At 68.6% G+C, this 15,622-nt stretch carries 13 protein-coding genes; 7 read left to right on the plus strand and 6 right to left on the minus strand.

Features of this window, described 5'->3' with window-relative positions; genetic code table 11:
* The first annotated feature begins 399 nt into the window (after window positions 1–399).
* Entirely contained in the window at window positions 400–924 is a 525-nt protein-coding gene (locus CKW34_RS16185) for a transglycosylase family protein (protein ID WP_059382242.1), read from the plus strand.
* A gap of 79 nt (window positions 925–1,003) precedes the next feature.
* Here CKW34_RS16185 and CKW34_RS16190 read toward each other — a convergent pair whose 3' ends face one another.
* Window positions 1,004–4,009: a UPF0182 family protein gene (locus tag CKW34_RS16190; protein WP_174479615.1), complete on the minus strand. Its 3,006-nt coding sequence runs from the start codon at window positions 4,007–4,009 to the stop codon at window positions 1,004–1,006.
* Window positions 4,010–4,201: 192 nt separating this feature from the next.
* Here CKW34_RS16190 and CKW34_RS16195 point away from each other — a divergent pair, with 192 nt between their 5' ends.
* Complete coding sequence (locus tag CKW34_RS16195) at window positions 4,202–4,807, plus strand: PPA1309 family protein (protein WP_059382211.1); 606 nt, start codon at window positions 4,202–4,204, stop codon at window positions 4,805–4,807.
* 60 nt (window positions 4,808–4,867) lie between these two features.
* On the opposite strand, the gene CKW34_RS16200 is transcribed toward CKW34_RS16195, so the two are convergent.
* Window positions 4,868–5,893, minus strand: a complete 1,026-nt coding sequence (locus tag CKW34_RS16200) for a YlbL family protein (RefSeq protein WP_024101465.1) — start codon at window positions 5,891–5,893, stop codon at window positions 4,868–4,870.
* Between the two features lie 115 nt (window positions 5,894–6,008).
* Here CKW34_RS16200 and CKW34_RS16205 point away from each other — a divergent pair, with 115 nt between their 5' ends.
* From CKW34_RS16205 to CKW34_RS16215, 3 genes are all read left to right on the plus strand, one after another.
* The gene (locus CKW34_RS16205) at window positions 6,009–7,454 is read left to right on the plus strand and encodes a zinc-dependent metalloprotease (RefSeq protein ID WP_059382212.1); all 1,446 of its coding nucleotides are present in this window, start codon (window positions 6,009–6,011) and stop codon (window positions 7,452–7,454) included.
* 84 nt (window positions 7,455–7,538) lie between these two features.
* On the plus strand, window positions 7,539–8,429 hold the full coding sequence (locus CKW34_RS16210) for a hypothetical protein (RefSeq protein ID WP_059382213.1): 891 nt from the start codon (window positions 7,539–7,541) through the stop codon (window positions 8,427–8,429).
* Window positions 8,426–9,751 carry an ABC1 kinase family protein gene (locus CKW34_RS16215; protein WP_059382214.1) on the plus strand — a complete coding sequence of 442 codons (1,326 nt, stop codon included), beginning with the start codon at window positions 8,426–8,428 and terminating at the stop codon, window positions 9,749–9,751. Before CKW34_RS16210 ends, CKW34_RS16215 begins: the two co-directional genes overlap by 4 nt.
* 19 nt (window positions 9,752–9,770) lie before the next feature.
* Here the strand turns inward: CKW34_RS16215 and CKW34_RS16220 are convergent, their stop codons facing one another.
* Entirely contained in the window at window positions 9,771–10,097 is a 327-nt protein-coding gene (locus CKW34_RS16220; RefSeq protein WP_226949854.1) for a WhiB family transcriptional regulator, read from the minus strand.
* A 486-nt stretch (window positions 10,098–10,583) separates the two neighbouring features.
* Between CKW34_RS16220 and CKW34_RS16225 the strand changes: the two genes are divergently transcribed.
* Window positions 10,584–10,943, plus strand: coding sequence for a VOC family protein (locus tag CKW34_RS16225; protein WP_059382215.1), 360 nt, complete (start codon window positions 10,584–10,586; stop codon window positions 10,941–10,943).
* Window positions 10,944–10,987: 44 nt separating this feature from the next.
* Here the strand turns inward: CKW34_RS16225 and CKW34_RS16230 are convergent, their stop codons facing one another.
* Window positions 10,988–13,132 carry an ATP-dependent DNA helicase UvrD2 gene (locus tag CKW34_RS16230; protein WP_059382216.1) on the minus strand — a complete coding sequence of 715 codons (2,145 nt, stop codon included), beginning with the start codon at window positions 13,130–13,132 and terminating at the stop codon, window positions 10,988–10,990.
* Between the two features lie 109 nt (window positions 13,133–13,241).
* On the opposite strand from CKW34_RS16230, the gene CKW34_RS16235 reads away from it, so the two are divergent.
* Window positions 13,242–13,496, plus strand: coding sequence for a mycoredoxin (locus tag CKW34_RS16235; protein WP_059382217.1), 255 nt, complete (start codon window positions 13,242–13,244; stop codon window positions 13,494–13,496).
* Between the two features lie 92 nt (window positions 13,497–13,588).
* Here CKW34_RS16235 and nudC read toward each other — a convergent pair whose 3' ends face one another.
* Window positions 13,589–14,488 (minus strand): NAD(+) diphosphatase, encoded by a 900-nt coding sequence (gene nudC, locus CKW34_RS16240; RefSeq protein ID WP_059382218.1) that lies wholly within the window; start codon window positions 14,486–14,488, stop codon window positions 13,589–13,591.
* A 9-nt stretch (window positions 14,489–14,497) separates the two neighbouring features.
* On the minus strand, window positions 14,498–15,586 hold the full coding sequence (locus CKW34_RS16245) for a potassium channel family protein (RefSeq protein ID WP_059382219.1): 1,089 nt from the start codon (window positions 15,584–15,586) through the stop codon (window positions 14,498–14,500).
* Window positions 15,587–15,622 lie beyond the last annotated feature (36 nt).

Consider the following 15,622-nt stretch of genomic DNA (forward strand, 5'->3'; position numbering starts at 1 on the left):
GACGACAACCGGAATCGCACCTCCCCGGGGTGTCCCGGTTCACATTTCCACCATGACTATCGCCACATAACGGAGGTGTAACGATCTTGCATCGACCCCCGTTATCACCTTCCTGAACTGCGAAGACTCAGTCGTTCCATCCCATCAGGTGGACAAGCACCTCTCCCGGCGGGGGGATGACGCGCCGCGGAGCGCTTTGTACTGTCGGTCCCGGCTCGAAACAGCCGAGCCACCACCGGCCCGTCGCCGCCAGTCTGCCCCGCGGGATCCGGTGCCTACGAAGACCCGAGGGGCAGGGACGCAACCGACATGGTCCCCGATCCGGACGGAGACATTTCTCCGTCGACCGAGATCGACGAGGGCCGTCGCGCTCCGCGAGCGCGGGAAGGACTCCACAGCATGACCAACTTCAGCACGCGTGCATTCCGCACTGCCGTCGTCACCGGTGCACTCGCCGCGGTTCCGTTCGCGCTCGCCACCGGCACCGCGTCCGCCGCCCAGCACAACTGGGACGGCGTCGCCCAGTGCGAGAGCGGTGGCAACTGGGCCATCAACACCGGCAACGGCTACTACGGCGGCCTGCAGTTCTCGCAGAGCACATGGGAGGCCAACGGCGGCAGCGGCCGCGCGGACCAGGCCTCGAAGGCGGAGCAGATCCGTGTCGCCGAGAACGTCCTGCAGACGCAGGGCCCCGGCGCGTGGCCCGTCTGCGGTCAGTACCTGACAACCGAATCCGCGCCGGCTCCCGCCGCACCCGAGGCGCCCGCACCGGCACCCGAGGCTCCGGCACCTGCGGCTCCGGCTGCCCCCGAGCTGCCGGCCGAGGTCACCCAGGCCGTCGATACCGCGAACCAGCTCGCCCAGCAGTACGGCTTCGGCGCCGAGTTCGCACAGATCGTCGACGTCACGCTGGCCGGTCGCTGACACAGACCGCCTCCACGAACACGACGAAGGCCCGCGGTGCGAACCGCGGGCCTTCGTCGTGTCGATCTCCGTTACCGGATCAGCCGCCGGTGGATTCGTAGGCGTCGACGGCCTGCTGCACCCGCCGCAGCGCCCGACCGTAGGCCTCGAAATCGCCGCTGGTCTGAGCGTTGGCCAGCTCCGCGAGTGCCGAATCGAGCTCCGCCACCGCGGCATCTCGATTCGCGGGAGTCGTCGGCGCCGGCGAGGTGGGCTGCTGTTGCTGCTGATCGGAAGGCTGGTTCTCGTCCGTGGTGCCCTCGATCACCTCGCCCCGCGTCTCGTCCTCGACCTCGGCGGTGGGCAGCGCCTCGCCACCGGGAGCGGTGGCCGCGTCGCCGACGCCGGGACCGAACACCTGGTCGAGCGCACCGGCGAGAGTCGGTGCGTAACCGATCCGGACGCCACCGCTGGCACCCGGCTCCCGGTAGCTGACGAGCACGCGCGACAGCTGCGGGAAGGTCGACGTGCTGCCCGCCGTCGCGTTGCGCTCGGTGTACATCGGCTGGACGTACAGGATGCCGCCGTCCGCGATGGGCAGGGTGAGCAGGTTGCCGTACTGGATCCGGTTGGACCGTTCGAGCAGGGTCCGTTCCGAAGCCACTCGGGTGTCGGAGATCATCGCGTTCTGCGTCTGCTCCGGACCGAAGGTCTGCGTATCCGTCGGCAGCTGCAGGATCGTGAACTTCCCGTAGTTCTCCGGATCGGATTCGACCGAGATGTACGCCGACAGGAACTGCCGGTTGTAACCCACCATCGCCGAGGTCAGACGGAACCGGGGATCCGCCGTTTCACGATCGCCCATGAGCAGGTAGTAGGGCGGCTGGTTCGCGCTGGTGTCGACCGTCGGGTCCGCCGGTACCGACCAGAACGCGTTGTTCGTGAAGAACTCGCGCGGGTCGTCGACGTGGTACTTGGCGAGCATCTCGCGCTGCACCTTGAACAGATCCTCCGGGTACCGGAAGTGCGCCCGCAGCTCGTCGGAGATCTGGTCCTGCGGGGTCACCGCATCGGGGAAGACACCCATCCACGCCTTCAGGACCGGGTCTTCATCGTCGACCTGGTAGAGCGTGACCGTGCCGTCGTAGGCATCGACCGTCGCCTTGACCGAGTTGCGGATGTACGAGACCTCCTTGCGGGGCAGCAGGCGACCGGTGTTCTGGTCGATGCTGTCCTCGACGAGGCCCTCGAGCGACGCGCGCTGCGCGTACGGGTAGTAGTCGAGCGTGGTGTACGCGTCGACGACCCACTTGATGCGGCCGTCGATCGCCGCCGGATAGGCGTCGCCGTCGGCCGTCAGCCACGGCGCGACCTTCGTCACGCGCTCACGCGGGTCGCGGTTGAACAGGATCTTCGAGTCGCTGCCGATGGCGCTCGAGAACAGGATGTTGCGTTCGCCGTACTTCGCGGCGAAGGCGAGGCGGTTGAACCAGTTGCCGATGTCGACACCACCCGTACCGGTGTAGGTGTACTTCTCGGTGTCGGTGTCGTACTCACGCGGTCCGGACGAATCGGCACTGTTACCGACGATCGCGTAGTCCGGATCGGCTTCGGCGATGACCTCGCCGTAGTAGATGCGGGGCTGCTCGACGGGGATGACCTGGTTCTCCGCGGCGAGCGACGCCAGGTCGCTGACGAAGTAGACGGGATAACCGCTGTTGCTGTTGGCGGCCTCCTCCGCCGAGGCGCTCGCGGCGGCGTTCACGCGGTTGGCGGGCGCCGCGACGAGACCGTTGCCGTGCGTGTACACGGTGTGCCGGTTGATCCAGTCGGTCTGGTTGCCGGTCAGGCTCGTCGGCGAGAGCTCACGTGCCGCGACGATGTAGTCCTCCATACGACCGTCGAGCTCGTACCGGTCGATGTCGAGCGACTCGGGGTAACCGTAGAAGTTCTTCAGCTGCGTCTGCTGCGTGAACGTGCGGGGAAGCACGTTCGGGTCGAGCAGGCGGGCGTTCGCGATCGTGGTGATGTCGGCCGGGATGTTCTCGGGCGAGGTGGTGCCCACACCCGGGTAGTCCTCGTACGCCACCTTGTCGTCGGTGATGCCGTACGCCTCGCGGGTCGCGGCGATGTTGCGCTCGATGTACTCGCTCTCCTTGTCGGCAGCGTTCGGGCGCACCGAGAACTGCTCGACCATGAGCGGGTACACCGCGCCGACGAGGATCGACGAGAGCACGAGCAGTGCCGTCGCGAGTGCGGGGATCCGCAGGTCGCGCAGGAAGATCGCGGCGAAGAACGCGATCGCGCAGATGACGGCGATCGCGAGCAGGATGAGCTTGGCCGGCAACACCGCGTTGATATCGGTGAAGCCACCACCGGTGAAGGTGGGTTCCTTGCGGCTGCTCCACAGCAGTTCGTACCGGTCGAGCCAGTAGGCGACCGCCTTGAACGCGACGAACAGGCCGGCGAGCTGCACACGCGAGGCCGTCGACATGCTTCCACCGCGACCGGCGAGGCGGATGCCGCCGAAGATGTAGTGGGTGACGAGGTTCGCGATGAACCCGAGCACGATCGCGACGAAGAACCAGTTGAGCACGAAACGGTAGAACGGCAGGTCGAAGGCGTAGAAGCCCACGTCGAGACCGAACTGCGGATCGGTGGTGCCGAAGTCGCCGCCGTTGAAGAACATCTGCACGGTGACCCAGCCGGCCTGGGCGACCAGACCGGAGAGCACACCGAGCACGACCGGGATACCGATCCCGAAGGCGCGCATGCGCGTCATCACCGTGGTGCGGTAGCGCGCCACCGGATCGTTGGGTCCGGTGGTCGGCACGAAGACCGGGCGCGACCGGTAGGCGAGCAGCATCGTCAGCCAGACGACACCGCCGATGAACAACCCGACCACCAGGAACAGTGCGATCCGGGTCAGGAGAACTTTGACGTATACGTCCCGGAAGTCGACCTCGCCGAACCAGAGCCAGTTGGTGTAGGTGTCCACCAACCGTGGTCCGAGCAGGAGCAGCACTGCGGCCACCACTGCCAGGATCAGCAGAACTCTGCTCCGCTTCGACAATGTAGGTACTCCGGTCGGGGGCCTCATGCCCACGTGCCACGCTCCCAACTCGTCCGGCGGCGCGATCGCACCGCATCTGTACATCTCGCGCTCGACGAACGCGTGCGAGCACGCCTCGTTCTCACGGAGTGCCCGTTTCGCCCCACTCTACGGAATCCTCGTACCGGGGGTCGCACGACGCAGGTCCGGCAGCGCACACCCGCGTACGGGTGCCAGGATAGGCCGGTGAACCAACGTCTTCCCGTACCTTCCGAACAAGGACTCGCGCGCGCCGTCCACGAGATCATCGATTTCGCGGACGCGGAGGGTTGGGACCGCCCTCCCGTCATGTTCGCGCTCGTCCCGACCGTGCTTCTCGCAGCCGCCGAACCCGCCCTCGCCGACCAACTCGACGAAGGACACGAGTACACCCCGATCGCGCAGGAATCCCTCCCCGACGACGTCGAGGGCGGCAGTCCCGCACTCGAGGAGTTCCTCGCCACGACCACCTGGCCCGGATCGGTTGCCGGGTGCGCGCTCGTGCAGGAGGTGGTCGTGCTGCCGCCGAGCGCCGAGAACGAACTCGACGACGCCTTCACGCCGTTGCTCGCCGACGCCCACGCGGCGGACGAGGCGGCCCGGCTCGCAGCGCACAGTCACCCGGAACGACGCGCCGCCCGCCTCATCTCCGCGGTCCTGCGCGACGGGCCGTCGCTCTCACTCCTGCAGTTGCGTCCCCTCGACGACGACGATCCGTTCGCGGGCGCTGAACTGCGGACCTACGACAACCTCGCCCCGCACGTCGTGGCTGCGTTGTACGCGACCCTCGAGGCAAGCGACGACGACTACTGAGAGGGCGATCACCTGAGAGGGCGATCACCGCGCTGCCGATCCCCCGTGCGGCGGGTGGGATCAGCTGCAGGCGGGCGCGTCGCGTCCGTCCGCGATCGCTGCCAGCGCGTCGATCGCACCCTCGAGCGTCTCGACCTTCACGAGCTGCACACCCTCGGGGGCGCCGCTCTGCGCCTCCGCGCAGTTCTCGGCGGGCACCAGGAAGACGGTCGCGCCGTCCTCCGACGCCGCGGTGAGCTTGTGGGTGATCCCGCCGATCGGCCCGACCATCCCGTCCGAGTCGATGGTGCCGGTACCGGCGACGTCCAGGCCGCCGTTGAGCAGGCCAGGGCTGAGCTTGTCCACCACGGCCAGACTGAACATCAGGCCGGCGGACGGTCCGCCGATGTCGGCGAGGTTGAAGGTGACCTCGAAGGGCACCTCGGGAACCTCCTCGGTGGCGATGCCCAGGAAGCCCTTGTCCGGGTCGCCGGGCCGGGAACCGACGGGAACGTCGAACGATTCCTCGGCATCGCCGCGCCGGACGGTGACGTCCACCGACTCACCGGGCGGCACGTCGCCGACCGCGCGCTGGACCTGGCCGGCCGTGCGCATCTCCTCGCCGCCGACGGCGACGATCCGGTCGCCCGCCTCGAGCAACCCGGCGGCAGGGGCGTCCTGGCCCACCTCGGCAATTCGCAGGGTCACCGGCAGGTCGAGATAGTGCAGGGCGGCGAGTTCGGCGGACCGCTCCGACTGGGCGAACTGCGCCTGGTCGACGGCCTGCACCTCGTCCTTGCTGCGGTCGGGTGGGTAGACCTGCTCGCGCGGCGCGACGCCGTAGCGCCCGCTGATCCAGGCGGTGAAGGTCTGCGCGAGGGTGAGATTGTCGGTGACCCCGACAGTCGTCATGAACAGACTGCCCTCGGTCTCGTCCGCCTCGATTCCCTCGAGCGCGACGACCGGGGTGCCTTCGATCTCACCGAGCGTGTCGAAGACGGGGCCGGGGCCGAGCGCCACGTACGGCGCCCGGACGTTGAACGCCACGACCACGATGACGAGGATCGGGAGCACGAGCGCGAGCGGCAGGACGTAGCGACGATTCACCCGGCCAGGGTAGCGGTCGCCCGACCACCCCCTTCACACCACGACCGTGTCGTGTTCGCCATGAGCGTGACCACGATGCCGGTCCCCGCCCTGGACGCCTTGTACCGTTGGATACATGAGCGACACGCCCTTCGGATTCTCGAATCCCGACGACGACCCCGACCGCAGGAAGGACGAGGGTTCCGGTAGCGGCGGCGCCGGTGGCGGCATGCCCTTCGGATTCGGACTCCCCGGCAGCGGTGGGAGCGACAACCCGTTCGGCGGTCAGGGCTTCGATCCCGCGCAGTTCGGTCAGATGCTCAGCCAGTTCGGCCAGATGCTCGCCGGTATGGGCAGCGCCATGGGTTCCGGCGGCGGCTCGGGTCCGGTCAACTACGACATCGCGACGAAGCTCGCACGTCAGCAGATCGGGTCCGTCGACCCGGTCTCGCCCCGTACCGCCGACGCCGTGACGGACGCCGCGCGCCTCGCGGAACTGTGGCTCGACGCGGCCACCACGCTGCCCGCGGGTGCGTCGAAGGTCGTGGCGTGGACGCCCGTCGACTGGCTCGACAACACCCTCGAGACGTGGAAGCGCCTGTGCGATCCGATTGCCGAGCAGGTCAACGGCATGATGCTGAACGGTCTGCCCGAGGAGGCCCGTGCGATGGCCGGGCCCATGCTCGGAATGTTCTCACAGATGGGTGGGGTTGCTTTCGGCTCCCAGCTCGGCCAGGCCCTCGGCCAGTTGTCGAAGGAAGTGCTCACCTCCACCGACATCGGTCTCCCCCTCGGCCCGGAGGGCACCGCCGCTCTCCTGCCGGCCGCGGTCGAGAGCTTCGGTGAAGGACTCGAGCAGCCCGCTCAGGAGGTGCTCGTCTTCCTCGCCGCACGCGAGGCCGCCCACCAGCGCCTCTACAGCCACGTGCCGTGGCTGCGTCAGCGGATGCTGGCGACCGTCGAGGAGTACGCACGCGGCATCCGCATGGACATGTCGTCGATCGAGGATCTCGCGCAGGGACTCGACCCGTCGGCACTCACCGACCCGTCCAAGCTCGAGGAGATCCTCAAGCAGGGTGCGTTCGAACCCCAGACCACCCCGGAGCAGAAGGCCGCACTCGAACGACTCGAGACGATGCTCGCGCTCGTCGAGGGCTGGGTCGAGACGGTCGTCGCCGACGCGCTCGGCGAGCGGCTCCCGGGTGCCTCGGCCCTGACCGAGACCCTGCGCCGTCGCCGCGCCACGGGCGGGCCGGCCGAGCAGACCTTCGCCACGCTCGTCGGCCTCGAGCTCCGGCCCCGGAAGGTGCGCGAGGCCGCTGCCCTGTGGCGACGCCTCACCACCGACGCCGGCACCGAGGCCCGCGACCACGTGTGGGCGCATCCCGACCTGCTGCCGGACTCGTCGGATCTCGACAACCCGACGGCCTTCGTCGACCGTGTGATCGGCGGTGGCACCGGAGCCTTCGAGGATCCGATCGCCCAGCTTCAGGCGACCATGGAACGGGAGCAGGCCGAACGCGATCGCGCCGCCGAGGACGGATCCGACGAGGACCGGCCCGGGGACGACAGCACCCCCTAGAACGACCCGATAGAGGCACCCGCGCCTGTGGACAACTGCTCCTCGTGAGCCGTCCACGCGCGCGGGTGCTGTCAGTCTGTCTCCATGATCACCGCATCGCGCGAGACGACCACGAATCCCGCGTCGCCCGAGGCTGCGGTTCTCCGGGTCGATCCGGAACTGGCCGTGCTCGAACGGTCCGACGGCTCGCTCCAGCTCGGCTGGGGTCCCGGCACCGCGACCGTCGTCCTGCCACCCGAGGGCATGGACAGCTTCGACCTCGGCGTTCTCGTCCGGCTGCTCGACGGCCGGCTCACCCTCGACGAGGTGCTGGACGTCGCGGCCGAGCGCGGGCTTCCGTCCGGACGGGTCCGGCAGGTGCTCGACGAGCTCACCGCGACGGGTGCGGTCCGGCAGGTCCCCGCGTCGCCCGGTCCGGCGCGACCGCGGCGGGTGCGGGTCCACGGCTCGGGTCCGCTCGCTTCGGCGATCGTCGAGGATCTCCCGGTATGGGATGTGCGGTGGGTGCGCTCGTCGTCCGGTGACGAACCGCAGGGCCCGGCCGACTGTGTCGTCCTCGCCGACGGGCAGGTGCCCGACCCCCACCTCGTGAACATGCTCGTGCGGGCCGGTATCCCCCATCTCGCGGTGCGAATCAGGGACGGACGCGGCATCGTCGGCCCGTTCGTACTCCCCGGCCGGAGCAGTTGTCTGCGCTGCGCCGATCTCGTGCGGGCCGATCTCGATCCGTCCTGGCCGCGACTGGCGAGTCAGCTGTACGGGCGGCAGGGCCACGCCGGCAGGGCGGTGACGTCGGCGACCGCGGCGATGGCCGTCGGCCAGATCGAGGCGTTCCTCTCCGCAGATCCGTCCGTGACCCCGGCGGTCGACCGCACACTCGAACTGGACCTGCGAACCCACCGCATCGTCACGCGCCGATGGTTCCGTCACCCCCGGTGCGACTGCTCGGCCATCGCTCGGGTCGGTCAGGCATGATGGGGGGCGTGCCAGACATCCCTCGCAGAAGCTCGTCCCGCACTGCCAAGCTCGCGAGCATTCCTCTGGGAATCGCCGGGCGCGCGGCCGTCGGTTTCGGCCGTCGACTCGCCGGTGGAGATCGGGAGGAGATCGACGCCGAGATGACGGCGAAGGCCGCCGAACAGTTGTTCAGTGTGTTGGGCGAACTCAAGGGCGGCGCCATGAAGTTCGGCCAGGCCCTGAGCGTGATGGAAGCCGCCGTCCCGGAGGAGTTCGCCGAGCCGTATCGGGAGGCGCTCACCAAACTGCAGGCGGAGGCCCCTCCCCTGCCAGCCCGGGCCGTGCACCGCGTGCTCGACCAGCAGCTCGGCACGAAGTGGCGTGAGCGCTTCGAGTCGTTCGACGACGTGCCCGTCGCGTCGGCCAGTATCGGCCAGGTGCACCGGGCCGTGTGGTCGGACGGACGCGAGGTCGCGGTGAAGGTCCAGTACCCGGGCGCCGACGAGGCTCTGCGCGCCGACATGCGCACGCTGTCCCGGTTCGCCGGATTGTTCGCCACGATGATGCCGGGTGCCGATGTGCGTGCGCTGCTCGACGAGTTGTCCGCACGCACCGAGGAAGAGCTCGACTACCGGATCGAGGCCGACAACCAGCGGGCCTTCGCGAAGGCCTTTGCCGACGACGAGAAGTTCGTGATCCCGCGTGTCGTCGCGAGCGCCCCGAAAGTCGTTGTGACCGAATGGCTTTCGGCCACTCCGCTGTCTGCGATCATCAGCGGTGGTACGCGGGAGCAGCGCAACCGGGCCGGTGCGCTGCTCGCGGAGTTCCATTTCTGTTCGCCCGCGCGTGCCGGTCTGCTCCACAGCGACCCGCATCCGGGCAATTTCATGCTTCTCGACGACGGCCGTCTCGGAGTCATCGACTTCGGGGCCACGGCGTCGATGCCCGACGGCTTCCCGCCGGTGCTCGGACGGATGGTCCGACTGGCCCTCGAGGAACGTTTCGACGAACTCACCCGGCTGCTCTACGACAACAAGTTCGTCCTGCCCGGCCGCACGGTCACCGACGAGGAGATCGCCGACTACCTCCGGCCGTTCACCGACCCGATCCACACCGAGTCGTTCCACTTCACCCGCACATGGCTGCAGCGGGTGGCGGGCACGGCCACGGACTTCTCGAGTTCGACCTTCAAGACGGCTCGGACGCTGAATCTTCCGCCCGAGTACGTGAGTGTGTTCCGGGTCCTGCTCGGCTCGGTCGGCATCTGCGCTCAGCTCGACGCCGAGGCACCGTACATGCGCATCCTCAGTGAATGGCTACCCGGCTTCGTCGAGGAGTGACGAAGCCGGGCAACCGTATTCACGCACAGACCAGTTCTTTGCGGGGTTCGGGCAGCGGATTCTTCCGCGGCCGGCCCCGCGGCCGCTTGCGGGCCACGACGACACCACGGTCGATGATCTCCCCGCCCCACACGCCCCAGGGTTCCTCTCGCTCGAGAGCGGCGTCGAGACACTGGGCACGCACCGGGCAGCCCGCACACAGCGTCTTGGCGTACTCGAGATCGGCCGGGGTCTCGGCGAACCACAGGTCGGGGTCGTTGTCGTGGCACGGCAGGGTGTCGCGGTCGCGGTCGTTGCGGGAGACCGCGAAAGTGTCGCTGCGCGACAGGATGTCGGTACGACGCATCTCGTCTCCTTCCGTTCGGTTCGACAGGCTCGACGGGTATTCGCTCGGCACGTGAGCTCCTTCGTTGGTTCGGTGGAATGCGATGCGAACCCGGCCGGAGAACGAGAAAGGCCACGGTCCGCTGGGCGGGGTCCGTGGCCTGGAGGAGACGAAAGGTCTACCGGGAAACAGTTCCCGATCGACTTCCGACCACGGACGAGACGGCGGCGGCGTACACACGTCGGCGTGCACGCGGCGCGGCTGCCACTGCGGGTGCCACAAATGTGGCGGTGCGAGCGGTAGCGGCGGCCCCAGCGACACGAGGGGCCGCTGCCGCTGCAAAAGCATCGAAGCCGAGCATCGGGGCCACCTCACTTTCTCGTCGCGCACGGACCGTCTCCCGTGACATCGTCATCCAGACTAGATTCGTGAGCACGATCGGCACAAGTTATTTTCTACCTGCGGTTTCGTGCCGCGTTCTTCGTCCCCGCACTACAGTCGGAGGGCATGTCCCTCGCGACCACGAGATTCCTGCCCGTCCTCGACTGTCCGGATCCCCGCGCGCTCGCCGACTTCTACCGCCGATTGCTCGGATGGACGATCACCGACGACCGGGAGGACTGGGTCGAACTGGCGCGTGACGACTCGACCGCCCTCGCGTTCCAGCGCGATCCCGACTTCACGCCGCGTCACTGGCCCGCGGACGGGGTGCACGCCCATCTCGACTTCCACGTGCCCGACCTCGACGAGGCCGAACGCCTCGTCCTCGGACTCGACGCGCTGCGCGCCGACGACGGCTCGAACAAGAGCACCTTCCGGGTGTTCCGCGACCCGGCCGGACACTACTTCTGCCTGTGCGCCGAGTGAACACGGTCGGGTAGTCGTCAGAGGTCGAGGGTGTCGACGGTGCGCTAGAGGTCGAGGGTGTCGACGGTGCGCTCCCCCCGCACGAGGGCGAGCACGTCGGCGCCGTACTGCTCGAGCTTCTTCGCCCCGATCCCCGGGATGGCGACCAGCGCACGATCGTCGCGCGGCTGTTGTTCGGCGATCGCAACGAGGGTGTTGTCGCTGAAGACGACGTAGGCCGGAACCTTCATCTCCTTCGAACGCTCCCGGCGCCATTCCTTGAGCGCGACCAGCAGATTCTCGTCGAGATCGGACGGGCAGCCCTCACAGCGGCCGAGCATGGTCGAGGTGGTGCCCATGAGCGGCTTACCGCAGACACGGCACTGCGGGCGCTTCTTCCGCGGGGAGGCCGGTTCGGCGATCTTCGACGCGGGTGAACTGTCGGGGATGAGCCCGTGAAGGAATCGAGAGCGTCGCCGCGACCGACGTCCGCCCGCCGTGCGGGACAACGCCCACGACAGTTGCAGGTGCACGCGGGCTCGGGTGACACCGACATAGAGCAGCCGCCGTTCCTCCTCGATGCCTGCCTCGTCGGGCGGGGTGTCCTTGTCGCCGGTGACATGGGTGATCGGCAGGGTTCCGTCGGTGAGGCCGACGAGGAAGACGGCATCCCATTCGAGGCCCTTCGCCGCGTGCAGCGACGCGAGGGTGACGCCCTGGACCGTCGGTGGCTGGCGCGCCTCGGCACGGGCCGCGAGATCGCGCAACAGCCCCTGCAGATCGAGGGCGGGTTCGTGCTCGAGCAGTTCCTCGGTGAGCTGCACGAGCGCGACGAGCGACGCCCAGCGCTCGCGTGCCTGCGCACCCACCGGTTCGGTGTCGGTCAGACCCAGCGGCACCAAGGTGGCCCGGACGAGGCTGAGCAGCCCGGCACCGCGACCGGCATCCTCCGGCAGGTCGTCGCGCGTACCCACCTGACGCAGGGCGTTGACCGCCTGCCGGACCTCGGCGCGGTTGAAGAAACCTTCACCGCCGCGCACCTGGTACGGGATACCCGCCTGCGTGAACGCCTGCTCGTAGGCCTCGGACTGAGCGTTGATGCGGTAGAGCACCGCGATCTCGGCCGCCGGGACCCCCTTGCCCATCAGCTTCGCGACGGCCTTGGCGACCGCCTGCGCTTCGGCGGGCTCGTCGTCGAACTCGGCGAAGGTGGGCTCCGGCCCGGACGGACGCTGACCGACGAGCTTGAGCCGGGTGCCGGCGATGCGGCCCCGCGCCGCTCCGATCACGCGGTTGGCGAGGTCGACCACCTCCGGCGTGGAGCGGTAGTCGCGTTCGAGGCGCACGACCGTGGCGTCGGGGAACCGGCGGGAGAAGTCGAGCAGGTGCTTCGGGGTGGCGCCCGTGAACGAGTAGATGGTCTGGTTGGCGTCGCCGACCACCGTGAGGTCGTCGCGCTCGCCGAGCCACGCGTCGAGCACGCGCTGCTGCAGCGGCGTCACATCCTGGTACTCGTCGACGACGAAGCAGCGGTAGCGGTCGCGGAACTCCTCGGCCACCGCGAGGTTGTCCTCGAGGGCCGCGGCGGTGTGCAGCAGCAGGTCGTCGAAGTCGAGATACATCCCGTCGCCCGACCGGGTCTTGAGCTGCTCGTACGTCTCGTAGACGCGCGCGACCCGCTCGGGATCGGCCGGTGGGGTGCGGTGGGCGCGGGCGGCCGCGGCGGGATAGTCCTCGGGCGCGACGAGCGTGCCCTTCGACCATTCGATCTCGGACAGCAGGTCGCGCACGGTGTCGGTGTCGGTCGGGAAGCCGCACCGGTGCGCCGCCTGCGAGACCGCCGCGAACTTGCGATCGAGCAGTTGCCACGGCGTGTCGCCGACCACCTGCGGCCAGAAGTACCGCAGCTGCCGCAGCGCAGCGGCGTGGAAGGTGCGGGCCTGCACCTGCGTGCCGTCGCCACCGATGCCCAGGGCGCGCAGGCGGGAACGCATCTCCCCTGCCGCGCGGGCGGTGAAGGTGACGGCGAGGACCTGGCTCGCGGAGACGTGACCGGCGGAGACGAGATGGGCGATGCGGCGGGTGATCGTGCGGGTCTTGCCGGTACCGGCGCCGGCGAGCACGCAGACCGGCCCGCGTGGGGCGAGTACCGCTGCTGCCTGCTCGGGGTCGAGACCGTCCACCACATCCGCACACATGGCCTCCATCATGACAGCGACCGCCGACAGCGCAGCCCACCGGTGAGATCACTCGGTGTGGTGAGGACCACAGCTCACCCCGTCGCGGAACATGTTCGGCGGCTGTGATGTTCTCGAAGACATGACGACCACCGACGCACCCGCCCTCACCGTCTACTCCACCACCTGGTGCGGTTACTGCAGGCGGCTGAAGACCCAGCTCGACCAGAACGGCATCGCATACGCCGAGATCGACATCGAGTCGGATCCGGCCGCCGCGGAGTTCGTCGGCAGCGTCAACAACGGCAACCACGTGGTGCCCACCGTCAAGTTCGCCGACGGCAGCACCGCGACCAACCCGTCGCTCGCCGAGGTCCAGCGCGCTCTGGGGCTGTAGCTCTGGGTCTGTAGTACCTGCTCGTTCGGAAAGGCCGGTCGCGTCCGCCGCGGCCGGCCTCTCTCGTGCCCGGACCTTCTACTCCGGACCTTCTACTCCTTGGCCCAGCCTTCGAGCATCCCGCGCGCGATGGAGATCGAACCGGGCAACAACAGCGGGGCGTCCTCGGCGGACGCCCAGTCGCCTGTTGCCAGCGCCGCACGGACCTCGTCGCGGGTGAACCACCGCGCCTCGATGATCTCCCCGTCGCGAAAGTCCAGCGCCTGCTCGGGATCGGCGATCGCCGCGAATCCGAGCATGAGCGATCGAGGGAACGGCCAGGGCTGACTGCCGAGATACCGCACGTCGCGCACCTCGACACCGACCTCTTCGCGGATCTCCCGCACCACGCACGATTCGAGCGACTCACCGGCTTCGACGAAGCCTGCGAGAACGGAGAAGCGCCGCTCCGGCCACACCGGCTGGCGCGCGAGCAGCACCCGATCGTGTCCGTCGTGTACGAGGCAGATGATCGCCGGATCGGTACGAGGGAACTCCTGGTGTCCGGTCTCGGTGCTGATCCGCGACCAGCCGGACATCGTCGGCCGGGTGGGCGAGCCGTCGACCGCGCTGTAGCCGGCGTTGTCGTGCCAGTTCAGCAACGCGACCGCGCTGACCATCAGATCGGCGTCGGCATCGTCGAGACGCTCGCCGATGCGCCGCAGATCGGCCACCGTGCCCGTCTGCGCCAGGACGCGGGTCGCCCAGACGTGGTGTCCGTCGCGGATACCCAGGAAGATCGCGCCCTCGACCGGTTCGGGACCGAGCTCGGACGCCTCACCGAGCACGAGCGCACTGTCGGAGACACGGACCTGGTTGCGACGATCGACCCGCAGGAGTTTCGCGTCGGCCCAGCCGGCGCGCAGGGCGTCCTCGTCCGAACGCAGTTCCTCCGCCCGGTCGACGACGGTACGTGAGAGCAGCGGGGTACCCGACAGAGCGAAACCGGTCACATCAGCACCCTAGCCACGCATGGCGCCCGGCGGCGAACCCACCAGCCGGATGTAGAGCAGTTTGTCGTTCGCTTCGAGCGCGTCGACCTCGGGCGAACCGATCCGCCACATCCGTCCGTCGCGGACGACGGCGAGCACGATGTCCTTGAGATGCCGCGGGGATCCCCCGACCTCGCTGGGGTCGACATCGCGTTCGGCGATGGCGAATCCAGCCTCCGGGGTGAGCAGGTCCTCGATCATCTCGACGACGTTCGGCGTGGTCGTGGCGATACCGAGCAGGCGACCCGCCGTCTCCGACGAGATGACCACCGAGTCGGCTCCCGACTGACGCAGCAGGTGGGTGTTCTCCGACTCGCGGATCGCGGCGACGATCTTCGCGCGCGGAGCGATCTCGCGGGCGCTGAGGGTCACCAGTACCGCGGTGTCGTCACGGTTCGCGGCGACGATCACGGCGGCTGCGTGCTGCACTCCGGCGAGGCGGAGCACATCGGATTTCGTCGCCGAACCCTGGACCGTCACGAGTCCCTGCCCTGCGGCGGACTCGAGAACGACCGGATCTGTGTCGACGACGACGATCTCGGACGGCGGGACTCCGTCGCCGAGCATCGCGTCGACCGCGGTACGGCCCTTGGTGCCGTAGCCGATCACGACGGTGTGATTACGCACGCGGCGCCTCCAACGCTGGATCTTGAATGCTTGCCGGGAACTCTCGGTCAGTGCAGAGAGCGTGGTACCGACCAGCACGATGAGGAAGAACACCCGCAGTGGAGTGATCACCAGGATGTTGATCAGTCTCGCCTGGGGGGTGAAGGGGGTGATGTCGCCGTAACCGGTGGTCGAGAGCGACACGGTGGCGTAGTAGATGCAGTCGAGCAGCGACAGTTCGCTGCCCTGCGAGTCGCGGTAGCCGTCGCGGTCGAGGTAGACCAAGAGAACCGCGAGGATCAGCGCAGCGAAGGCGTAGCCGATGCGACGCGCGATCGCGAAGCCGGGACTCGTCTGCTCCTGCGGTACCCGCAGCACACCGACGAGCGCGAAGTCGGGGCGCTCGGTGAGCTGATCGGAGCGGCTGAACCGCGCACGCAACCTCCCGGGCATCGCGGTGTCCCACCTTCCTGCTGTCGACCTGCGCCG

This window comes from Rhodococcus rhodochrous (genome assembly GCF_900187265.1).
Classification (GTDB): Bacteria; Actinomycetota; Actinomycetes; order Mycobacteriales; family Mycobacteriaceae; genus Rhodococcus; species Rhodococcus rhodochrous.